Below are 21,212 nucleotides of genomic sequence, written 5' to 3' on the forward strand. Positions count from 1 at the left end.
TGTAATAGTCAAAGTTCCAACTATGCGAACGGCGGGACCAGCGTCCACAGTAGACACTGATCCCGCCGCTCATCGGAACATCACTTCTTGGTGATTTCCTTGTACTTCTTCTCGAGGTCTTCGAGGCCACCGATACCCAGGAACGCCTGCTCCGGGTAGTGGTCGAAGTCGCCCTTGGTGATGCGGTCGAAGGACTCGATGGTCTCCGACAGCGGCACGGTCGAGCCCGGGATCTGCGTGAACGCCTCGGCGACCAGCATGTTCTGCGAGAGGAACCGCTCGATGCGGCGCGCGCGCTGAACGGTGAGCTTGTCCTCTTCCGAGAGCTCGTCCATACCGAGGATCGCGATGATGTCCTGCAGTTCCTTGTACTTCTGCAGGATCCGGATGACCTCGGAGGCCACGCGGTAGTGGTCCTCACCGACGATGGCCGGGTCGAGAATGGTCGACGTCGACGCCAGCGGGTCCACCGCCGGGAAGATGCCCTTCTGGAACACGCCACGCGAAAGCTCCGTGGTGGCGTCCAGGTGGGCGAACGTCGCGGCCGGGGCCGGGTCGGTGTAGTCGTCCGCGGGGACGTAGATCGCCTGCATCGAGGTGATCGAACGACCACGGGTCGAGGTGATCCGCTCCTGGAGCTGACCCATCTCGTCGGCCAGCGTCGGCTGGTACCCCACGGCCGAAGGCATGCGGCCCAGCAGGGTCGACACCTCGGAACCGGCCTGGGTGAACCGGAAGATGTTGTCGATGAAGAGCAGCACGTCCTGGTTCTGCACATCGCGGAAGTACTCCGCCATGGTCAGCGCGGACAGCGCGACGCGCATACGCGTGCCGGGCGGCTCGTCCATCTGGCCGAAGACGAGGGCGGTGTCGTTGATGACGCCGTCCTCGGACATCTCCAGGAAGAGGTCGTTGCCCTCACGGGTGCGCTCGCCGACACCGGCGAACACCGAGGTGCCACCGAAGTTCCGGGCGACACGGGTGATCATCTCCTTGATGAGCACCGTCTTGCCGACGCCGGCACCGCCGAACAGGCCGATCTTGCCACCCTCGACGTACGGGGTCAGCAGGTCGACGACCTTGAGGCCGGTCTCCAGCATCTTCGTCTTGCCTTCGAGCTGGTCGAAGGAAGGCGGGTTGCGGTGGATGCCCCAGCGCTCGAGGTCGTCGCCGTAGCCGGGCTCGTCGAGGCACTCGCCGAGCGCGTTGTAGACGTGGCCCTTGACCTTGTCGCCGACCGGCACCGTGATGGGGCCGCCGGTGTCGGTGACCTCGGCGCCACGGACGAGGCCGTCCTGCGGCTGGAGCGAAATGGTGCGGACGAGGTTGTCACCGAGGTGGCTGGCGACCTCGAGCGTCACCGTCTTGCGGAGCTGCTCGAACTCGATCTCGACCTTGAGCGCGTTGAACTGGTCGGGGACGGAACCGCGCGGGAATTCGACGTCGACGACCGGGCCGGTCACCGAGACGATGCGCCCCTTGGCACGGGCTTCAGTACTGGTCATCAGTCATCACTTCCTGCTGCGGTGAGCGCGTTCGCCCCACCGACGATTTCGGAGATCTCCTGGGTGATCTGCGCCTGACGGGCCTGGTTCATCTCCCGCGTCAGCGTGCTCACCAGATCGTTCGCGTTGTCCGACGCGGCCTTCATCGCGGTCCGGCGGGCCGCGAGTTCGGACGCCGCCGACTCGAGCATCGCCGCGAAGATCCGCGTGTTGATGTACTTCGGCAGCAACGCGGAGAGGAGCTTTTCGGCACTGGGCTCGAACTCGTAGCTCGGGAGCAGGCTTTCCGGCTTCTCTTCGCCTTCGGTGTACTCGACCTCGAGCGGCGCGACGCGCTTGGCGGTCGGACGCTGGGTCAGCATCGAGACGAACTCGGTGTAGACGACGTGGATCTCGTCGACACCCAGGATGCCGTCGGCGTTGCCCGCCTCGTCGTCGGCGCCGTTCAGGAACGACTCGACGATGAGCTCACCGGCCTCCGAGGCGTTGACGTAACCGGGCTGGTCGGAGAAGCCCGTCCAGCTTTCGGTCACCTCGCGGCCACGGAAGCGGTAGTAGCTCAGGCCCTTGTTGCCGGTCACGTACAGCACCGGCTCCTTGCCCTGTTCACGCAGCAGCGTGAGGAGCTCCTCGGTCGCCTTCAGCACGTTGGAGTTGTATCCACCGCACTGGCCCTTGTCGCTGGTGATCACGAGGACCGCCGCACGCTTCGGGTTGGCGCGCTCGACCAGCAACGGGTGGTCGAGGTTGGCCGAGGCGCCGGCCAGGGCCGAGAGCACGTTCGTGATCTCGTCCGAGTAGGGCCGGGACGCCGCGACCTTCGCCCGCGCCTTGGTGATGCGCGCGGTGGCGATGAGCTCCATCGCCTTGGTGATCTTGCCGATGGACTTGGTCGCCTTGATACGCGACCGGAGTTCTCGGAGTTGTGCGGCCATGAGCTATCAGCTCACTTCTTCGGTGCGGGCTTGTTGACCTTGACGGTCTCCTGCCCGACCTTCTCGGCGGCCATCGCGTCGGAGACCTCGACGAGGCTCTTGCCCTCGGCGGTGGTGAACTCCTTCTTGAACTCGTTCACCGCGTCGACCAGCCCGGAAGCGGTCTCGTCGGAGAACTTGCCCGACTCGCGGATGTCCTTGAGGAGCTCGCCGTGCTTACGACGGGCGGAGTCGATGAACTCGTGGTTGAAGCGGCGCACGTCCTCGGTCGGGACCGAGTCGTAGTGCCCGTTCGTGCCCAGGTACACCGTGACGACCTGCTCCTCGACCGGGATCGGGGAGTACTGCGGCTGCTTGAGCACTTCGTACAGGCGGGCACCACGCTCGAGCTGCGCCTTCGACGCGTCGTCGAGGTCCGAAGCGAAGGCCGCGAAGGCCTCCAGCTCGCGGTACTGCGACAGGTCGATACGGAGCGAACCCGAAACCGACTTCATCGCCTTGACCTGCGCGGCACCACCCACGCGGGAGACCGAGATACCCACGTCGATGGCCGGGCGCTGACCGGCGTTGAACAGGTCCGACTGGAAGAAGCACTGACCGTCGGTGATCGAGATGACGTTGGTCGGGATGTACGCCGACACGTCGTTCGCCTTGGTCTCGATGATCGGGAGACCGGTCAGCGAGCCCGCGCCCAGCTCGTCCGAGAGCTTCGCGCAACGCTCGAGGAGACGGGAGTGCAAGTAGAAGACGTCGCCGGGGAAGGCTTCACGGCCCGGCGGGCGACGCAGCAGCAGCGAGATCGCGCGGTACGCGTCGGCCTGCTTGGTCAGGTCGTCGAACACGATGAGGACGTGCTTGCCCTCGTACATCCAGTGCTGGCCGATGGCCGAACCGGTGTACGGCGCGATCCACTTGAAGCCGGCGGAGTCCGACGCGGGGGCCGCGACGATGGTGGTGTACTCCATCGCGCCGGCGTCCTCGAGGGACTTCTTGACCGCGGCGATCGTGGAGCCCTTCTGGCCGACCGCGACGTAGATGCAGCGAACCTGCTTCTTCGGGTCGCCGGAGTCCCAGTTGGCCTTCTGGTTGATGATCGTGTCCACCGCGACGGCCGTCTTACCGGTCTTGCGGTCACCGATGATCAGCTGACGCTGGCCACGGCCGATCGGGGTCATCGCGTCGATCGCGGTGATACCGGTCTGCAGCGGCTCCGACACCGGCTGGCGCTCGACCACCGAAGCGGCCTTGACCTCCAGCGGGCGGCGGTCGGTGGTCTCGATCTCGCCGAGGCCGTCGATCGGGGCGCCGAGCGGGTTCACGACGCGGCCGAGGTAGCCCTCGCCGACCGGAACCGAAAGGACCTGTCCGGTCCGCTTGACTTCCTGGCCTTCGACGACGGTCTCGAAGTCACCGAGGATCGCGGCACCGATGGAGCGCGCGTCCAGGTTCAGCGCCACGCCGAGGACCCCGCCGGGGAACTCGAGCAGCTCGTTGGCCATGGCCGAGGGGAGGCCCTCTACGTGGGCGATACCGTCACCGGCGTCGACGACGACGCCGACTTCTTCCCGGCTCACGTCCGGGGCGTAACTCGAGACGTAGTTCTCGATCGCGCTACGGATCTCATCCGAGGAGATCGTCAGCTCCGCCATTTCAATCCCGCTCTCGCTTCGTTCGTGCCAGTGTGCAAAGTCGTTGTTGTGGGTCAGCTAGCCAGGCTGGTCTTTCCCCGCCCCCTGCGGGGCCCGCCCCCGGCCCGCGGCTAACCGGCGAGTCGCCGCCGTAGCGCGTCCAGCCGGCCCGCGGTGCTGCCGTCGATGACCTCGTCGCCGACGCGGACCACGAGTCCGCCGCCCAGCGACGGGTCGACCTCGACGTGCAGCGCGAGCTGCCGCCCATACAGGGCGTTGAGCTTCTCGCTCAGCCGAGCGTGCTGCTCGTCGGACAGCGCGCTCGCGCTGGTCACCTGGGCGACCGAGCGCTGACGGCGTTCCGCGGCCAGCTGGACCAGCCGCTCGAGGGCGTTGCCGACCCCGCGGCCCTTGGCGCGCAGGACGACCTGCTCGACGAGGGTCTTGGTGACCACGTCCACCTTGTCGGCGAACAGAGTGCGGACGAGGGTCCGCTTCGCCTCGGCGGGAGCGGTCAGGTCGGACAAGGCCTGTTCGAGCTCCGGTGCACCCGCAACGATACGAGTGACCCGGAACAGCTGGTCTTCGACAGCGTCGATGTTCCCGGACTTCTCCGCACTGGTGAGCAGCGCCGAGCGGCCGAGGGCCTCGAGCCCGTCGGTCAGTTCGCGCGGGCTCGACCAGCGGCTGCCCGCCACGGAGTCGAGCACCTGCAGGGCCGGCTCGGAAACCTTGCCCGCGAGAATCCCGCGGGCGAGGCCGATCCGGGCTTCGGGCGTGGCCGAACCGTCGGCGACGGCCCGGCGCAGGCCGATCTCCCGGTCCAGCAGGGCGACGACCGAAAGCAGCTCGTCGCCGACCGTCGCCGGGTCGGTACCCGCGGCGGCCAACACCTCGCCGAGACGATTCTCGGCGAGGTCGAGCGCTTCACGGCTCGCAGCATGCAGCGTCATTCTGGTCTACTTTCCCGCTCCGAGACCGGCACCGTTGGTACCGGCGGTCTCCAATTCGGCCAGGAACCGGTCCACGGTGCCGTGGCGGCGCGCGTCGTCCGCGAGCGACTCGCCGACGATGCGGCTTGCCAGCTCCACGGAGTTACGGCCGAGTTCGGCGCGCAGTTCGGCGATGATCTGCGCCTTCTGGGCCTGCAGCTGAGCCTGCCCCTGGGCGACGATGCGCTGGGACTCGGCCTCCGCCTCGGTGCGAAGCTCCGCCTTGATCTGCTCGGCTTCGAGCCGGGCGTCGTCGCGGATCTTCGCGGCCTCGGAACGGGCTTCCGCCAGCTGCGCCTTGTACTGCGCGAGGTTTTCTTCGGCTTCGGCCTGCGCCTTCTCGGCCCGCTCGATGCCACCCTCGATCAGCTTGGTCCGCTCCTCGTAAGCCGTCTCGAAACGAGGAACGACGTACTTCTTCAGAACGAACAGCAGCAGAAGGAAGGCGACGAAACCGAGGATGAGCTCGGGAATGTGCGGCACGATCGGGTTGGGCGCGTCTCCCGCGGCCAACACCAAGTCGGTCTTCAGCACAACGTCTCCTTAAGCGAGATTGAGTCGGGAAACTCAGGCGCCGGAGGCGAGGAAGTAGATGACGATACCGATCAGCGCCAGCACCTCGGTCAGCACGAAGGTCGAGAAGGCGATGCCCTGAAGCTTGCCCTGCGCCTCCGGCTGGCGAGCGGTGCCGTTGATGACGGCGGCGAAGATGAGACCCACACCGATACCGGGGCCGATCGCGCCGAGGCCGTAGCCGATGGCGGCGAGACCCGGGTTGATGTTGGAAGCGGCCTCGGCAGCCTGCGCAAGAACGATGTTGCTCACGTGCGTTTCCCTTCAAACTCGGTCCGCGCGACTCACGCGGATCGGGGGCTTTTGGTGTTTCTCAGTGCTCCGACGCCAGCGCGGCGCCGATGTACCCTGCGGACAGCAGCGCGAAGATGTACGCCTGCAGGATCTGGATGAAGGCCTCCAGGAACGTCATCGCGATGGCGAAGAGGAATGCCACCGGTGACGCGACCTTCACGATGCCTTCGCCCTCGGTCAGCAGGAAACTCCCGCCGAGCGTGAAGACCATGATGATGAGGTGCCCGGCGAACATCGCCGCGAAGACTCGGATGGCCAGCGTGGCCGGCGCGATGAAGAACTTCTGCGCGAACTCGATGGTGGAGTACAGCGGCAGAACGAATCCGGGAATGCCCGCCGGCGCCAGTTCCTTCTTCAGGTAACCCTTGAACCCGTGGCGTTTGAAGCCGACGTAGTGGTACACCGGGTAAACGACAAGGAACGAGAGTGCGACCGGGAAGCCGATTCGCGCCATGGTCGGGAACTGGAAGAACGGGATGATGCCGAAGAGGTTGTTCACCAGCACGAAGCTGAACAACCCGAGGATCAACGGGATGAACGGCTTGAAGTCGGCAGAGCCGATCTGTTCCCGCGCGATGTTGTTGCGGCCGAAGTTGTAAAGAGACTCGGCCATGAACTGTCCCTTACTCGGGACGACCTTCAGCCTGCGCGACGTCACCATGAAGTAGGTGACGATGATGATCAGGGAGATGACCACCAGCAACATCGGCTTGGTGAAGCTCAACCAAGGGCCGGAGCCGAACAACGGCGGTAGGTTGAAGTCTTTGACGCCAGGCGGCGTGAACTCCGCACCCTCGGCTAGTACCAGCGCGCCCACTGGGCTCCTTCCGGTTCTCCCGGCCGGCGTTCACTCCGCCGGGGGAATCGTCACGATCTGGACTTAACGTACCCGACACGTATCGGGCCGTCGGAGGCGGCCACCCCACGATGTGCTGAACACGGTTTCACGTTCCGCACACGAGGATTCTCGATGCAGCGCTCCCGGGAGACAGACGCCTACCAGCGGGTAAGAGGGACGATTCAACGCCGCCGCCACACTGCTGTTCGGGGTTCGTCATCAGGAGCCGGCAGCCGAGGCCGCCGCCCATACGCGGACCATATCAGCAGGTTCCGACAGGCCGTACAGGCGTACTACATTGCCCCCGATCGGCCGAGGACCTAGGTCCCGTCCCAGGTCAGGACCTCGGTCCCGGGGTCAGCGGGAAGCGGGGATGATCGTCGGGATCTTGGTCTTGCGGAAGGCGGCGAACTCCACGGCGGCGGACACGAGGATGGCCGCGATCATCGTGATGCCCAAGGACATCGGGTGCAGATCCGACCACCCGCGCAGCAGCGTGAGCGCCCCGAACAGGAGGAAGATCTTGAGCACGTAACCACCGAGAGCGATCACCATCACGAACATCGGGTCCATGCCCGCGCTGAAGCGCATCAGGCCCATCGTCGCGAGAGCGGACAGAATGGCGAGCACGCCGCCGATGGCCGCCCCGACGAGTCCCGGGAGTCCATTGAGGATGGTGAAGAGCACGATGCAGGCCAGCACGACCGGCGGTGTCGCGATCAGGGAGGCCCGCGTCATCGCGTTGGCCGCCTGCAGGACCACCTTGGCGTGAGGGTTCTCCTCCGCCTCGACGGTCTTCTCGGTCTCGCTCACAGAAAACTCCCTGGTCGTCTCAGCCCGCCAGTGTAGGCCCGCGCCGATACGGGCGTTCAGGCAGTCCGGTTCCTCGACCGCAGCCTCGGCACGATCGAGACCAGGGTCGCCAGCAGGAAGCCGAAGCCGACGATCCAGAAGACCGCGGCACTGTCGAACAACGTCACCGAAACCGCGCCGAACGCGAGCAGGCCCGCCCACAAGTAGATGAGCAGTACCGCGCGGCGCTGGGAATGCCCGATCTCCAGCAGGCGGTGGTGCAGGTGCATCTTGTCCGCGGCGAACGGGCTCTCGCCGCGCCGGGTGCGGCGGATGACCGCCATGATCAGGTCCAGCAGCGGGACGAAAAGGACCGCGGCGACCACGACGAGCGGTGAGAGCAGCGCGAGCGCGTCCTTACCGCTGAACTGCGGATACGGCACGCGGCCCGACGCGGACGTCGTCGCGCCCGCCAGCATGAGGCCGATCATCATCGAACCCGAGTCGCCCATGAAGATCTTCGCGGGCTGGAAGTTGTACGGCAGGAAGCCGAGACAGGCCCCGGCGAGCGTGGCGGCGATGAGGGCGGGCGGGTACGCGCCGACGTCACCGCCCGAGGAATCGAGCAGGCCGAGGGAGAAGGAACACGTCGCCGCGGCGGCGATGAAGCCGAGACCGCCGGCGAGCCCGTCGAGGCCGTCGACGAAGTTCATCGCGTTGACCATGACGACCACCAGCACGACGGTCAGCAGCGCGCCCTGGTTCTTGTCCAGCACCAGCACCTGGCCGAAGGATTCGCCGCCACCACCCCACGGCACCCAGAAGGACACCCACTGGACCCCGAAGATCACCAGGATCCCGGCGCACATGACCTGCCCGGCCAGTTTCGTCCAGGCGTCCAGTTCGAACCGGTCGTCGAGCGCGCCGATCAGGGAGATCACCCCGGCCGCGAGCAGGACGCCCAGCGAGTCGAAGGAGAAGTCGAAGCCGCGGCTCAGCGCCGGCAACTGGTGCGCGAGCCCCATCGCGGCGGCGACGCCGAGGAAGATGCCGATGCCGCCCATCCGCGGGATCGGAGTGACGTGGACGTCGCGGGCCCGCGGGTTGGCGATCGCGCCGATCCGGATCGCGACCCGCCGCACGACGCCGGTGAGCAGGAAGGTCACGGCCGCCGCGGTGAGGGCGACGAGGATGTACTCCCGGATCGGGAGACCTTGCGTAGGAGGCATGATGCGTTACGCCGCCGAGGTCCAAGTCACTCGAACACGCTACCGCGCTGGGGGGATACGGCGGCCAACGGTCTAGGCGAGTGACTCCGCGGGCACTCCCAGTACTTCCGCGACGGCGGCACGGCTGACCGCGCCCTCCCGCAGGATGACCGGGTCGTCGCCGGTGAGATCGACCATCGTGGACGGAACGGGCTCCCCCGTCGACCCGCCGTCGAGGTACACCGCGACACTGTCGCCGAGCTGATCGACGGCCTCCTGCGCGGTGGAGGCGGGCGGCTGGCCGGACACGTTGGCGCTGGAGACCGCCATCGGGCCGACGTCACGCAGCAGTTCCAGCGCGACCGGGTGCAGCGGCATCCGCAGCATCACCGTTCCGCGTGACTGACCGAGATCCCACTGCAGGCTCGGCGCGTGCGGCAGGACGATGGAGAGGTCGCCGGGCCAGAATGCCTCGATGAGCGCGCGAGCCTGCGGCGGCGTGCCGAGCACGAGTCCGTCCACAGTGGACCAGGAGCCGACCAGGACGCCGACCGGCATGTCCGGGCCGCGGTTCTTCGCCCGCAGGAGGGACTGCACGGCGCCGCCGTCGAAGGCGTCCGCGCCGATGCCGTAGACCGTGTCGGTCGGAAGGACGACGAGGCGGCTGGAGCGCACCGCGCTCGCCGCCGCGGCGAGCCCGTCGGCCCGCGATTCACGCTTGCTGCAGTCGTACACCGCGCTCATGGCGCCTGAGCCTAGCGCTGTGCCGGATACGCGAAGGCGCCCGGCCCGTGCAATGAAGGGGCCTTTCATAGCAAATTTTGCTATGAAAGGCCCCTTCATTGCAGCCGAGGCGACCGTCAGAAGGCGAAAGCGGTGCAGAACGACGTCGCCGTCTTCGCCGGGTCCGCGATGGACGTCGCGGTCAGCTTGATGTGCGCGACGTGGTCACCGCCCGCGGCCCGTTTGGCGTGCGCCGTCGCCGAAGACCGCCCGCCGAACGGGACGGTGGACAGCTCGTTCGGTAGCCGCACCTCCCAGCCCTTCGCGCTGGTGGAGGCGCTCAAGCGGTAGGTGTCGGTGTTGTACGGCGCCGCCGCGCCCTTCGCGTTGCCGGTGTTGATGACCGGGAACGAGCAGCTCGCGAGCCCCTGCTTGGCGAACGCGGGGGCCGACGGCCACAGCGAGACACCCCTGGCCTGCGAACCCGCCCCGTCGAGCGAGGCCACCGTGACGACGTAGGACAGCACGCCCTTGCGGTCGCGCTCGACGTCCGAGACGAGGAACTTCAGCTTGTTCGCCTCGTCGGTGTACTCGTACTTGCTCGCCGAACCGGTGCCCGCCTTGAACGCCGCGTCGTTGAGCTGGCGGTAGTCGCCGATGGGAATGGGGACCGCGGTGCCGTCGGGCTTCTTGTAGTCGGTCATGCCGATGTCGGCCGGATTCGCGTCGACGATCCATTCGAACGGCGCGTTGTCCTTGTTCTTCGTCTTCGCGATGATCACGCCGGAATCGGGGGCGAAGGAATCGCTGCCCATCCGGTCGACGACCTCGACGGTGTAATTGTCGTAGCCGCCACCATCACAGAACGGATCCTTCGCACGGTCGCATTTCGGCGAGAGGTCCCCGCCGTTGAGCGCGATGTTGATGCCGCTGTAGGCGCCCTGTCCGGGAAGGACCGAACGCGCCGTGATCCTGGCCGAGACGGGGCCGTTCGAGGCGAGCTGGTTCCGGTCGATCTTCAGGACGTCTTCGGGATCGATGATGTCCAGCTTCATCTTGGTGCGCACCATGTGATGCGAACCCATCGAGCCGCCCTGCGTCGCCGGGATCTGCCAGCGCGTGTGCGGTCCGCCGGGACCGTTGAAGCTGCCGCGCGACATCATCTCCCACGGACCGGTGTAGGTCCGGGACGGCGGAGTGCCGAACGGGTTGTTGTAGTTGTCGCCGATGCCGAGAATGTGGCTCAGTTCGTGCGCGTAAACCGCCTGACCCGAGCTTTCCGCCTGGGTCGAGGAACCGGTGACCGCGTTCGGCCAGATACTGGCGGCCGATTTCCACGAAGTCCACGGGACATAGCGGGTGGACGCGGCGTTCGGCATTCCCTCGACGCCGGGACCGAATTCGGCGGGCACGTTCCCCGGCTCGCCGAACTTCATCACGCCGAATTCCTGCCAGGTCGCGCTCTCGTCCTGGCCCGCGGAAAGATAGAAGATGAAGTCGAACTGCTTGGAGACGTCACCCACGTCCGCCCGCCAGGCGGCGCCCGCGTCCGCCCGCAGGTCGCGCTTGCAGTTCGCGCCGGGCGGACAGGCGTCGGGCTGGAACTCCATGCCGTATTCGAAGGACTTGCCGGGCAGCCGGTACGGCCCGAACGCGGTCAGTTCGACGCCCATCCTGCCGCCGGAGTCCTCCATCCAGTACTCGTTGATGGTGTGGCCCTGGTTCAGCGCCTGCGGTTTGTTCAGGAAGTCCTGGTAGAACTTCGCGACGTTCGCTCGGGGGATGTTGCTGGCGGCGGGGCCGGGGTTGCCGAACACCGTCGAATGCGTCGGCTGCGTGACGGCGAACTCCTGGTCCGGATAGTCCGCGAGCACCACGGCGCCCTTGAATGTCCGCTTTGTCGGCTTCAGCGAAGGATCGGCCCAGTTGGTGCCGGGCGGCTTGCGGTAGTCGTCCCACGTCATGTGGTCCTGGTTCTCCCAGGTCGACCCGTCGATCGGGGCGGGCCAGCCCTGCGCGGGCACCGCGGCGGACGCGGGTTGGGCGACCAGACCCGGCAGTAGCGCGACGGTGGCGAGGACGGCGAGTGTTCTGAGTGGGGCTCGTCGGAGAGACGATCGCATCGGGGTACACCTCCCAGTCGGACCGCCGATGAGGCGGCCGAGACCGACGTTAGGAGCTGGGCTTTGCCCTGGGCACCGCCGGAAGTCGTGAGTCTCGCTAACTATCCGGCCGTACCCGCCGCAATTCGGCACCTGGTTGCGGTCGTTGCAACGCGCAAGTACCGCAACCAGGTGCCGAATTGCGGCGGAAACCTCAGGAGACGCGCAGGGCGGTGACGAAACGAGGTCGTCCGGCGAGGTCGAGATGCCCCTGGACGTCGGTGAGCACCCGCCGCGCCCGCACCAGCGCCGGGACGGCGGAGCCGTGCGTGTCGTCGTGCTCGATCGCCAACCCGCCGGTGGGCCGCAGCAGCCGGGCGGCGGCGGCGATCGCGTGCCGGATCACCGCGAGCCCGCTTTCCTCCGCGAACACCGCCCGCGGCGGGTCGTGCTCGGCGACCTCGGCCGGCACCGGCGTGCCCTCCGGCACGTACGGCGGATTGCACAGCACCAGGTCCACGAGCCCGTCGAGTTCGGCGAACATCGTGCTGTCCGCGACGTCGCCGGAATACAGCCGGATGGGCGTGTCCCCCGCGTCCGCGTGGACGTCGGCGTTGTGCCGGGCCCACGCGAGCGCCTGCGCGTCGATGTCGACGGCGTAGACGACGGCGTCCGGCCGCGCGTGCTGCACGGCCAGCGCCAGCGCGCCGGAGCCGGTGCACAGATCGACCACCACCGGGTACTCGCGCCCGTGCAGCAGTTTGAGGCCCCATTCCAGGAGCAGTTCGGTCTCCGGGCGCGGGACGAACACCCCGGCGCCGACGTTGACCGTGATGTCGCCGAGCGCGGCCCAGCCGGTGAGGTACTGCAGCGGGATCCGTTTGGCCCGCTGGTTCACGAGCTGGCCGATCGCGTCGATGACCGGCGGGTCCACCAGCGGCACCATCGGCAGACGGCCGCGGTCGACGCCGAGGACATGAGAGGCGATCAGCTCCGCGTCCGAGCGCGGTGACGCCACACCGGCCTCGGTGAGAATGCGGGTCGCTTCCATGATGGCGAGGCGCAACGGCTGCCGGTTCACTGGTGTTCCTTCACAGAGTCAAGCCTGACACACGAGGCACGCGTGCCGGGGTCGATACACGCGGGCTCAGGGTATCGATTGCTTTCAGCGCACCCGCCACGAGAGCGACGACAACGTCAGCGCCGCTTCGGCCACACGACGCGCGAGTTCGGTCTGAAGGCTCTTCGTCGCCGAAGCGATCCACTCGTCGACGTTCCGTACGCCGACATCGCGGTACTCGACGGCCTGAAGCAGCATTTCGAGCTTGTCCGCGTCGCGTGCGTACAACGCTTCGGGGCTTTCCGCGGCTTCGTACTCGTCGACGGCGTCGCGTACCGAGTCACGCGCGGCGCCGGGGAGCGCCGACGTCTGCGCGGCGGTGATCGCCCGAGGATCCGGCTTCTCGACGAAACCCTTGATCGTGTGCGGAAGATCGCCGGTCCGAGTCTCCTGCGTGTCGTGCCAGAGCGCGAGATACGCCGCCCTGGCCGGATCGGCGCCGCCCTCGGCCGCCAACAGTCCGGCCAGCTGCGCGACCCGGGTGGTGTGCTCGGCGACCGATTCGGGGTCACGGACCCCGGCCTGCCACCACCCGGCCCGTCGGATCCGCTTGAGCACACCCAGTTCGAAGCCGAATCTGGCCAGGGCTTCCACAGTTCTCCTACGCGTCGACGGTGAGATATCCGGCCAGTGTCCCGCGACGCTGCCGGAGCGTGTCGATGCGGTCGTCCATTTCGGCCAGTTCGCGCCGGATCTCCGCCACGACCGTGGGGCACAGGTCGAGTTCCGGCAGTTCGCCGTTCGCACACGGCAGCACCTTCGCGATGACCTGCGTGCTCAGCCCCGCCGAGAGGAACGCGCGGATCTGCCGCACCGTGGTGACCGCGTCGTCGTCGAAGGTGCGGTAGCCGTTGAAGTCGCGTCGCGAGACCAGCAGCCCCTGCTCCTCGTAATAGCGCAGCAGCCGGTGACTCACGCCGGTCCGCCGGGACAGCTCGCCGATCAGCATGTGACCCCCGTCATCCGTGGTTGACCTTCACATCGATGTCAGTACCTAACGTCGCAGGCATGACGAATCATTTCGCGCACGTCGTCCGCGGATCCGGCCCCGGTCTCCTGCTCGCCCACGGCGGTGGCGGCAGCGTCGAGGGCAACTTCGGCGGCATCATCGACGACCTCGCCCGCACCCACACCGTCGTCGGCCCCGACTACCCCGGCTCCGGGGCCACACCGCGCAGCACCGAACCGCTGGACCTCGACACCGTCGCGGACGAACTGGTCTCCATCGCCGTCGATGCCGGACTCGATCGCTTCACGATCCTCGGCTACTCCCTCGGCACCGGAGTCGCCGTCCGCGCCGCGACCCGGCACCCCGATCGGGTGACCGGTCTCATCCTGACCGCCGGGTTCACGAAACCGGACAACCGGCTCCTGCTGGCCGTCGACATCTGGCGCGAACTGCTGGGCGGCGACCGGAAGCTGCTGGCGAAGTTCCTCACCTTCGCCGCCACCGGCGAGAAGCACCTGAACGCGCTGTCGCCGTCGGAGCTCGAAGCCGCCATCGAGGGACTCGCCGGCTTCATCCCGGAAGGCAGCCCCGAGCACGTCGGCCTGGTCGCCGGCGTCGACACCCGGGCCGAACTCGCCGGGATCTCGGTCCCCACGCTCGTCATCGCCACGACACTGGACGGCCTTGCCCCGCCCACTCCCGCGAACTCGCGGCCGGGATCCCCGGCGCCGAACTGGTCGAGATCGAGGCCGGGCACGGGATCGGCGTGGAAGCCCGCGACGAATGGCTCGGCGTGATCCAGAAGTTCCTTTCCGCCGGTTTTAGCGAGGGTACGAGCTGATCACCCTGCGGAATCTTCTAAGGTGACGCGGGTGAAGATCCGGGAAATCCGACTGACCCTTGGCGTGTTCTTCGCGGCGCTCGGGGTGCTGCTCGTCCGTTTCCTGGTTCCGCGTCCGATCGGCATGGCGGACAACGGCGACGGCTGGCGCATCCTGTGCCAGCTCGGCGCCCGCGAGCTCGACAGGCCTTCGGAATACTTCGTCCGCTTCTCGTACGGCCCCGCCCCGGCCTGCAACAGCGAGTACATCTCCAGCCAGAGCTGGATCGACAAGATCGCCAGCGAGATCGGGCAGCTGCTCGGCTCATCCGCGATCCTGAACCTGCTGGTACTGGGCGTGCTGGGCTGTCTGCTGGTCGCGGGCGGGATCGCCGCGATCGTCGTCGGACTGCGCCTGTCGGTCCGGAACAGCGTCATCGCCACGGCCGCGCTGCTGCTGGTCGCGGCGGACTCGGCCTTCTTCGGGTACTTCGCCTCGGTGCTGAGCGAGGGCGCCGCCTTCGTCGGGATGCTCCTGCTCGCCGGCGGGCTGCTGCTCATGCACCGCACCGGTCCGTGGCGCTACACCGGCGCCGCGGTCACCGTGCTCGGCGCGATGATCGGCATCAACGCGAAGTCGCAGACCCTGCTGCTGATCCCGCTGTTCGCGCTCGCGCTGCTGTTCGTCCGCCCGGCGGGCACCCGAGGCCTCGCCAGGTGGGTCCTGCCGCTGGCCGTCCTCGCCGTCGTCGGCACGGGGACCGCGCTGGTGCAGGGCGCGGGCGACTCGGCCAACGCGGAATACCGCGAAGCCAACATGTACCACGTCGTGTTCAACGGGATCGTGGACGGAAAGCACGACACCACCGCCGACCTCGCCGCACTGGGCCTCCCGCCCGAGTTCGCGAAGTACATCGGCACGGGCTGGTGGAGCGCGAACGCGGCCTGGCGCGACCCCGAGTACGCCCAGTACCGCGACAAGATCAGCCGCCGCAACGTCGCCCAGTACTACCTCGATCACCCGGGGCGCGTGGTCCAGATGCTGCACCGGTCCGCGCAGGAGACGCTGACCGCGCGAGTGCCGAACCTCGGCAGCTTCGGCGAACACGCCGGGCAGCCGCCGCTCGCCAAGGAGTACCGCGTCCCGGTGCTGTCCGGGATCACCGGCTGGCTCGCCCCGCTGGGGCTGTTCGCCCTCCTGCCGATCTGGCTGCTCATCGGCTGGGCGGGGCTCCGCGCCTTCCGCAACCGCACCGGACGCCGCGACGTCGGCATCGTCGTGCTCATGTTCCTGCTCTTCGCGATGGGCCAGATCCTGGTCTCCGGCCTCGCGGAAGGCATCGAAAACGTCAAGCACCAGCAGCTGACGATCTACCCGACCCTGCTCGCCGCCGCCTTCGCCGCGCTCTCGTTCCTGCCGCGGCGCAAGGAAGAGGCGCCGGTCGTCGAAGAACGCGAACCGGAGAAGGCGTCCGTCTCCGGCTGATCTTCAGCCGCATGTTTGTGCTTTCTCGGGGTTCCGGTCGTAGCGCAGTCCGCTTCGGCCGACGGAGTGGATGAGGTTCTCCCAGAATCGTCCGAAGGTCAGCGGCGCGCGGACGGAGTCGAGCATTTCCCTGTTGTGCGGGCAGCCCAGTGTCCTCTGAATCGCGTCGAGGTTCTCCTGCTTGTACTGGCCCCGTGCCGCCGCGGCCTCCGTCGGCTCCGCGCCGAGGCCGGCGACCTCCCAGTTGGACCCGGCGAACTTGCTGTGCCCGATCCGCCTGCCCGGCACGGTGGTGCTGTGCGCCGCCACCGGGTTGACGAGCCCGATCGAGTCGTGCACCCACACGTCGAGCGGCAGGAGCATGCCGGGGCCGCCGATGTTGAAGTAGGTGAGCACGTCGCGACCGTTCGCCGAAGGGTAGGCAACCCATCCCGTCGACGGCGCATACACATGGATGGAAGGGTCCCGCTTGGCGGCCAGCTGCTTACGCGCGTCGTCGGTCATCTCCGCGAACAACCGGAAGTCCCGCGCCAGGATCGGGTGCTCGGTCCCGCTGGCCGCCACATAAGCGGCTCGCTCGTCGGCGATGACCTCTTGCTCGTCGATCGGCTCTTCCAAGCCCGCGTAAGGGGCTCGTAGCCAGCCACCGGCAACCACGGCCCAGACGGCGATCGCGAGAACGGGCACGGACGTCAGCTTGGTGACCCTGACCGCCATCACCGGAAGCAACAGGCAGAACGTCGCGGGAAGCAACATCCTCCCGTGCATGAAGTCCCCACCGACCCGGACGACGTACGCCGCCAGCAGGACGGCACCCACCAGCGGGACGGCCACCAGCACCACCACCCGGCGACTCACGGACTTCCGCCACACCAACGCGAACCCGGCGAGCAGGCACGCGGCGACCGGAATCCACAGCAGGTAAGGACCGGCGAAATCCCCGAAATACGTCCATCCGCTGTCCCACAGCGCCTCGGAAGCCTCCTTCACCAGCGCCGTGTTCGGGGTGATCAGGCCGTAGTAACCCATCCGGAACACCTGATACGACACCGGAAGTACAGCTGCGGCGCCCAGCAGAAGCAGCGTGGGCCGCCAACCTCGCCAGGTGAGCACCAGCAATCCGGCCATGGCCGCCAAACTGAACAAAGCGAGGTCCGGGCGAACGAGCGGCCCCAGCCCGATGACCACCGCCGTCGACCACAGCGGACCGAACGGCTGCTCGCTACCGCGCCGCACCAGGAGCCACCAGGTCCCGCCGAGCCACAGGCTGATCAGCTGCCCAAGACCTGAAGCGTGGCCAGCACGTACTGGGCACAACGGGGCGACCTACGAAAATTTCCAGTGTCAGGTCGTATGACGAATCAACCCGTGTCCACAATCTCACGGTTGCCAATATCCATACGTTCTTCGTGTCGACCAAGGGCGCAACCGCCTTGGTCCACAACTCTGGATGCGACGACATCGCACTCGGCCTCGATAGCACAAGCAGGAGCGAGGCGGCACTTTTCGAATTCTCGCTTAAAACAGGGGCCCCCTATCACAAGCATTGGCCCGGAACCAAGATATGGTATCAGAAATTTCTCGACTACTTGAATGATGGGAAAACGAGGATTCATTTCAATCTAGACGACATCCCCAACCCAAAAGAGATGGCGAAAGTCGGCGCGACAGCCGACCCTTATGTCGGCCATGCGACCGCCTGGGAGCTATATCAGATTCAAATCACACCTTCCGCATGGAGTAGGGTAATATTCCACAGAGACGGAAAGCCGTTGCCATACAACCCATTGAAATGAGTCGATGAACAACTCGATTTGGCACAGCGATAAAGCCTTTCAGCTTTGGCAGTACACTGTCAGTCATTCTCAGCTGGTACTACAGAGCGCAAGCGGTGACGACGAGGTGATACGGGTGTACTTCGAGAATGTCGACCGACTGGAGGTCAGTCGTTTCTACCGGGCACCCTTCTCCCTGAAGGTAGTGGAGAGTCATGGTCCATATCCCGAAGCACTCAAATCGCCAGATCTACTGTTCGAACTGAGCAGCCCCAATGCAGAGGGGTTCGTGGTGGCGTCACGGGTTCGAATAACAAGAAATTCCCGACAAGGGTCGGAAAAAGAGTTGCTTTTCCACGAGTCCATCGCGAATCAGCTACACGGTAGTGATTGATTGTTCGCCGAGGACTCTCTGGCGCGCCGGGAGCCGAATAAGTTCGGCTCCCGGCAGCCCGCAACAGTATGCGACGCGGACGACACGTAGACTGCGGCGCATCTGTTGTCACCGAAGGGCTCGCCGAACAGTCATGGATCTCCGGGAAACGGAAGTCGTCACGCGGATATCCGCGAATATCGAGACCGAGGATTTCGCCGCGGCCGCCGCGCTGGGCGATCGTCTCATCGGCGAGTTCGAGGCCACCGAGCTGGAGATCTGCCGGGCGGATCCCGAAGGTGGCTGGAAGGGCTATTCGGTCTCCGTGGGTTATCGCACGCCTCCGGCGGACGGTGAGGAACTCGCCGAGACGCTGCACCGGGCCGCGGTACCGGCGCTTTTCCACTTCGGCCTGAACGCGGAATTCTTCGAGATTCACGGTACGCCGGAGACCGGCCAATATGGAAGCTACGACGCCTACGACACCCAAGCCGACGGATACACGCTTTATTCGCTGATGGCGGCCGTCGGCGGCACCGATCCGCGTGAACCCGCGTACGTCCCCCGGCACGATTTCTCCCCGCGCGCGGAAACCGATGTCATTTCGCGGGTGCATCTCTACGTCCCCACCGGTGACCTGCGTTCGGCCGTGGATCTGTGCGGCCGTCCCGCGACCGACCTGTCGGCCTCGCTGGTCCGGATCAGCACGGACGCGGGCCCTTGCGAGGCGGTGCTGCTGTCGGCTTTCCCGGCTCATGCCGGAGAAAGCGGCGAAGAGGCGCTCAGCCGGGTCTCGAGCGAGGTGGCCGACAGGCTCTCGCGGGTGAGCATGTCCGTCCGGGCCATCCATACCAGGCTTGAGGACGACCCGTTCTACACCGAACCCGGCTAGCGATTCTTCCGAAGGACAGCTCGGCCGGAGCGTGTCCGTCGCGGGTCAGCCGGCGTGTTCGGCCAGTCGCTCTTCGCGGTCCGCGGTGATGAGCGCGTCCAGCACGCCGTCGAGGTCGCCGTCGAGGACCTGGTCCAGGTTGTACGCCTTGTAGTTCACCCGGTGGTCGGCGATGCGGTTCTCGGCGAAGTTGTAGGTGCGGACCCGCTCGGAGCGGTCGACGGTGCGGATCTGCGAGCGTCGCGCGTCCGACGCCTTCGCGGCGGCCTCCTCCTCGGCGATCGCCTGGAGGCGGGCCTGCAGCACCTGCAGGGCGCGGGCGCGGTTCTGGATCTGCGACTTCTCGTTCTGGCACGAGACGACCACGCCGGTCGGGAGGTGCGTGATGCGCACGGCCGAGTCGGTCGTGTTCACGCTCTGGCCGCCGGGGCCGGACGAGCGGTAGACGTCGATGCGCAGGTCGTTCGGGTCGATCTCGACCTCGACGTCCTCGGGTTCGGGGTAGATGAGCACGCCGGACGCGGAGGTGTGGATGCGGCCCTGCGATTCGGTGGCGGGCACGCGCTGCACGCGGTGCACCCCGCCTTCGAACTTCAGCCGCGCCCAGACACCGTCGACGGTGGCCGAGCGGCTCTTGATGGACACGGTGACGTCCTTGAAGCCGCCGAGATCCGAGTCGACCGAGTCGAGCACCTCGGCCTTCCAGCCGTGACGCTCGGCGTAGCGCAGGTACATGCGCAGCAGGTCGCCGGCGAACAGCGCCGACTCCTCGCCGCCTTCACCCGATTTGATCTCCATGACCACGTCGGAGCCGTCGTACGGGTCGCGCGGCAGGAGCAGTTCGGTGAGCTTGGCCTCGAGCACGGGGATCTTCGCGGAGATCTCCTCGGCCTCGGCCGCGAAGGACGAGTCTTCCGACACCAGTTCCTTCGCCGTCTCGAGATCGTCGCGTGCGGAGTCGAGCTCGCGGACCGTCTTGACGACGGGGCTCAGCTCGGCGTACCGGCGGCCGAGTTTGCGGGCGCGCGCCTGGTCGGCGTGCACGGACGGATCCGCCAGCTGCTCTTCCAGCTGGGCGTGCTCTTCGAGCAGACCCCTCAGCGAACTCGAATCCACCACTCCACCTCTCAACGACCTGGACAGAACCATGAAAAACGGCGCCTACCCGGACATGCGGGTAGGCGCCGTGATTCAAGCTACTTGGCGTCTTCGGCCTTCTTGCGCTTGCCGTAGCGAGCCTCGAAGCGCGCGACGCGGCCGCCGGTGTCCATGAGCTTCTGCTTGCCGGTGTAGAACGGGTGGCAGTTCGAGCAGATCTCGACGTGGAGGTTGCCGGAGGTCTTGGTGCTGCGGGTGGTGAATTCGTTGCCGCAGTCGCAGTTGACGTGCGTGACAACGTACTCGGGGTGAATACCGCTCTTCATGGTGTCCTCTCTCGTTGGCCCCGGGTCCCCGTGCGGGGTGAACCGGTGCCGGACTTCAGCGGATGATTTTGCCAGATGCGCTGGCAGTGGACTCAACGCACCCCTCCTCCGGAGTATTCCAACACGTTGAGTTATCGACTATCACGCCCGGTTGTACGAAATTTGTACTTGATCACGAGACCTTCCTCACTGTTGGTAATTCCTCAACAGGAGGTACTGATCATGCGCAACATCCTCGCCAAGGTGGCGAAGCCGGCGTCCGTCGCCGCGCTGGCCATCGCGGCCCTCGCCCTGGCTCCGGTAGCCGGGGCCGCTCCGGCCGCCCCCGAAGCGGGCGCCACCATCACCGCCGCCGACATCAACCCGGCCGCGGGAACGTTCACCACGGTGTCCGACGGTGACCTGGCCATCCAGGGCGCCGGCGACGGCACTCCCGCCGGGGCCGTCCAGTGGTTCAAGAACCGCATCGGCTCCACCGCGTACCAGGGCCTCTGTGAGAAGGCGGTCGAGAACGCGTACGGGACCACGGGCGTCTGGGCCTCCGCCAACGCGCACTGGAACGGCGCGAGCCCGAAGCACACGACCGGGACGCCGCCGAAGGGCTCCTTCGTGTACTGGAATATCAGCCAGTGGGGCCACGTCGGCATCGCCGACGGCTCCGGCGGGATCTACGCCTCCAGCATCGGCGGCAAGATCGGCCACGCGTCGAGCGTGCACTACTTCAACAACTACCGCGGCTGGACCCCCGCGGCGGTTCCGCACCGCTGAGCACTCGGCCCAGGT

The 21,212-nt window shown here is 66.8% G+C and carries 21 protein-coding genes and 1 pseudogene; 5 read left to right on the forward strand and 17 right to left on the reverse strand.

What is annotated here, in order from left to right:
- Positions 1-80 precede the first annotated feature (80 nt).
- The 14 genes from atpD to ACIHAO_RS24190 form a co-directional block, all read right to left on the reverse strand.
- Positions 81-1,505: a F0F1 ATP synthase subunit beta gene (atpD, locus tag ACIHAO_RS24125; RefSeq protein WP_125785131.1), complete on the reverse strand. Its 1,425-nt coding sequence runs from the start codon at positions 1,503-1,505 to the stop codon at positions 81-83.
- Positions 1,505-2,440, reverse strand: coding sequence for a F0F1 ATP synthase subunit gamma (locus tag ACIHAO_RS24130; protein ID WP_396561307.1), 936 nt, complete (start codon positions 2,438-2,440; stop codon positions 1,505-1,507). The genes atpD and ACIHAO_RS24130 overlap by 1 nt, the downstream gene beginning before the upstream one ends.
- Before the next feature lie 11 nt (positions 2,441-2,451).
- Entirely contained in the window at positions 2,452-4,089 is a 1,638-nt protein-coding gene (gene atpA / locus ACIHAO_RS24135) for a F0F1 ATP synthase subunit alpha (protein WP_396561309.1), read from the reverse strand.
- Positions 4,090-4,199: 110 nt separating this feature from the next.
- Positions 4,200-5,021, reverse strand: a complete 822-nt coding sequence (locus ACIHAO_RS24140) for a F0F1 ATP synthase subunit delta (RefSeq protein ID WP_396561311.1) — start codon at positions 5,019-5,021, stop codon at positions 4,200-4,202.
- Positions 5,022-5,027: 6 nt separating this feature from the next.
- Positions 5,028-5,594: a F0F1 ATP synthase subunit B gene (locus ACIHAO_RS24145; protein ID WP_396561313.1), complete on the reverse strand. Its 567-nt coding sequence runs from the start codon at positions 5,592-5,594 to the stop codon at positions 5,028-5,030.
- A gap of 33 nt (positions 5,595-5,627) precedes the next feature.
- On the reverse strand, positions 5,628-5,885 hold the full coding sequence (locus ACIHAO_RS24150; RefSeq protein WP_125785136.1) for an ATP F0F1 synthase subunit C: 258 nt from the start codon (positions 5,883-5,885) through the stop codon (positions 5,628-5,630).
- A 61-nt stretch (positions 5,886-5,946) separates the two neighbouring features.
- Positions 5,947-6,744: a F0F1 ATP synthase subunit A gene (gene atpB / locus ACIHAO_RS24155; protein ID WP_396561315.1), complete on the reverse strand. Its 798-nt coding sequence runs from the start codon at positions 6,742-6,744 to the stop codon at positions 5,947-5,949.
- Between the two features lie 378 nt (positions 6,745-7,122).
- Positions 7,123-7,578, reverse strand: coding sequence for a hypothetical protein (locus ACIHAO_RS24160; RefSeq protein ID WP_125785138.1), 456 nt, complete (start codon positions 7,576-7,578; stop codon positions 7,123-7,125).
- 56 nt (positions 7,579-7,634) lie between these two features.
- Positions 7,635-8,786, reverse strand: a complete 1,152-nt coding sequence (locus tag ACIHAO_RS24165) for a glycosyltransferase family 4 protein (protein ID WP_125792169.1) — start codon at positions 8,784-8,786, stop codon at positions 7,635-7,637.
- 72 nt (positions 8,787-8,858) lie between these two features.
- Positions 8,859-9,509, reverse strand: a complete 651-nt coding sequence (locus ACIHAO_RS24170) for an L-threonylcarbamoyladenylate synthase (RefSeq protein WP_276363696.1) — start codon at positions 9,507-9,509, stop codon at positions 8,859-8,861.
- A 116-nt stretch (positions 9,510-9,625) separates the two neighbouring features.
- Positions 9,626-11,611: a M6 family metalloprotease domain-containing protein gene (locus ACIHAO_RS24175; protein ID WP_396561318.1), complete on the reverse strand. Its 1,986-nt coding sequence runs from the start codon at positions 11,609-11,611 to the stop codon at positions 9,626-9,628.
- 193 nt (positions 11,612-11,804) lie between these two features.
- The gene (prmC, locus tag ACIHAO_RS24180; protein ID WP_396561320.1) at positions 11,805-12,671 is read right to left on the reverse strand and encodes a peptide chain release factor N(5)-glutamine methyltransferase; all 867 of its coding nucleotides are present in this window, start codon (positions 12,669-12,671) and stop codon (positions 11,805-11,807) included.
- An 84-nt stretch (positions 12,672-12,755) separates the two neighbouring features.
- Entirely contained in the window at positions 12,756-13,304 is a 549-nt protein-coding gene (locus ACIHAO_RS24185) for an HD family hydrolase (RefSeq protein WP_396561322.1), read from the reverse strand.
- A gap of 7 nt (positions 13,305-13,311) precedes the next feature.
- On the reverse strand, positions 13,312-13,659 hold the full coding sequence (locus ACIHAO_RS24190) for a MerR family transcriptional regulator (RefSeq protein ID WP_396561324.1): 348 nt from the start codon (positions 13,657-13,659) through the stop codon (positions 13,312-13,314).
- Positions 13,660-13,718: 59 nt separating this feature from the next.
- Here ACIHAO_RS24190 and ACIHAO_RS24195 point away from each other — a divergent pair.
- Both ACIHAO_RS24195 and ACIHAO_RS24200 read left to right on the forward strand, forming a co-directional pair.
- Positions 13,719-14,500 (forward strand): annotated as a pseudogene (locus ACIHAO_RS24195) (alpha/beta fold hydrolase).
- 31 nt (positions 14,501-14,531) lie between these two features.
- Positions 14,532-15,965: a hypothetical protein gene (locus ACIHAO_RS24200; protein ID WP_396561326.1), complete on the forward strand. Its 1,434-nt coding sequence runs from the start codon at positions 14,532-14,534 to the stop codon at positions 15,963-15,965.
- 3 nt (positions 15,966-15,968) lie between these two features.
- Here ACIHAO_RS24200 and ACIHAO_RS24205 read toward each other — a convergent pair whose 3' ends face one another.
- A complete protein-coding gene (locus tag ACIHAO_RS24205) occupies positions 15,969-17,201 on the reverse strand; it encodes an arabinofuranosyltransferase (protein WP_396561328.1) in 1,233 nt (410 codons plus the stop codon).
- 173 nt (positions 17,202-17,374) lie between these two features.
- On the opposite strand from ACIHAO_RS24205, the gene ACIHAO_RS24210 reads away from it, so the two are divergent.
- Positions 17,375-17,761: a hypothetical protein gene (locus ACIHAO_RS24210; RefSeq protein ID WP_396561330.1), complete on the forward strand. Its 387-nt coding sequence runs from the start codon at positions 17,375-17,377 to the stop codon at positions 17,759-17,761.
- A gap of 506 nt (positions 17,762-18,267) precedes the next feature.
- Entirely contained in the window at positions 18,268-19,005 is a 738-nt protein-coding gene (locus ACIHAO_RS24215) for a hypothetical protein (RefSeq protein ID WP_396561332.1), read from the forward strand.
- Between the two features lie 45 nt (positions 19,006-19,050).
- Here ACIHAO_RS24215 and prfA read toward each other — a convergent pair whose 3' ends face one another.
- Complete coding sequence (gene prfA, locus ACIHAO_RS24220) at positions 19,051-20,121, reverse strand: peptide chain release factor 1 (protein ID WP_396561334.1); 1,071 nt, start codon at positions 20,119-20,121, stop codon at positions 19,051-19,053.
- Between the two features lie 80 nt (positions 20,122-20,201).
- Positions 20,202-20,429, reverse strand: a complete 228-nt coding sequence (gene rpmE / locus ACIHAO_RS24225; RefSeq protein WP_007028345.1) for a 50S ribosomal protein L31 — start codon at positions 20,427-20,429, stop codon at positions 20,202-20,204.
- A 222-nt stretch (positions 20,430-20,651) separates the two neighbouring features.
- Between rpmE and ACIHAO_RS24230 the strand changes: the two genes are divergently transcribed.
- Entirely contained in the window at positions 20,652-21,197 is a 546-nt protein-coding gene (locus ACIHAO_RS24230; protein WP_396561337.1) for a CHAP domain-containing protein, read from the forward strand.
- The last annotated feature ends 15 nt before the right edge of the window (positions 21,198-21,212 follow it).

It is taken from the genome of Amycolatopsis sp. NPDC052450 (assembly GCF_044547565.1).
In the GTDB taxonomy this organism is placed as follows: domain Bacteria; phylum Actinomycetota; class Actinomycetes; order Mycobacteriales; family Pseudonocardiaceae; genus Amycolatopsis.

Bases quoted from the DNA above. Each gene is read 5' to 3' on its own strand.
- ACIHAO_RS24165 (WP_125792169.1), bottom strand. From the start codon at position 8,786: ATGCCTCCTACGCAAGGTCTCCCGATCCGGGAGTACATCCTCGTCGCC.
- ACIHAO_RS24130 (WP_396561307.1), bottom strand. From the start codon at position 2,440: ATGGCCGCACAACTCCGAGAACTCCGGTCGCGTATCAAGGCGACCAAG.
- ACIHAO_RS24190 (WP_396561324.1), bottom strand. From the start codon at position 13,659: ATGCTGATCGGCGAGCTGTCCCGGCGGACCGGCGTGAGTCACCGGCTG.
- atpD (WP_125785131.1), bottom strand. From the start codon at position 1,505: ATGACCAGTACTGAAGCCCGTGCCAAGGGGCGCATCGTCTCGGTGACC.
- ACIHAO_RS24215 (WP_396561332.1), top strand. From the start codon at position 18,268: ATGGATCTCCGGGAAACGGAAGTCGTCACGCGGATATCCGCGAATATC.
- rpmE (WP_007028345.1), bottom strand. From the start codon at position 20,429: ATGAAGAGCGGTATTCACCCCGAGTACGTTGTCACGCACGTCAACTGC.
- atpA (WP_396561309.1), bottom strand. From the start codon at position 4,089: ATGGCGGAGCTGACGATCTCCTCGGATGAGATCCGTAGCGCGATCGAG.
- ACIHAO_RS24140 (WP_396561311.1), bottom strand. From the start codon at position 5,021: ATGACGCTGCATGCTGCGAGCCGTGAAGCGCTCGACCTCGCCGAGAAT.
- ACIHAO_RS24230 (WP_396561337.1), top strand. From the start codon at position 20,652: ATGCGCAACATCCTCGCCAAGGTGGCGAAGCCGGCGTCCGTCGCCGCG.
- ACIHAO_RS24170 (WP_276363696.1), bottom strand. From the start codon at position 9,509: ATGAGCGCGGTGTACGACTGCAGCAAGCGTGAATCGCGGGCCGACGGG.
- ACIHAO_RS24175 (WP_396561318.1), bottom strand. From the start codon at position 11,611: ATGCGATCGTCTCTCCGACGAGCCCCACTCAGAACACTCGCCGTCCTC.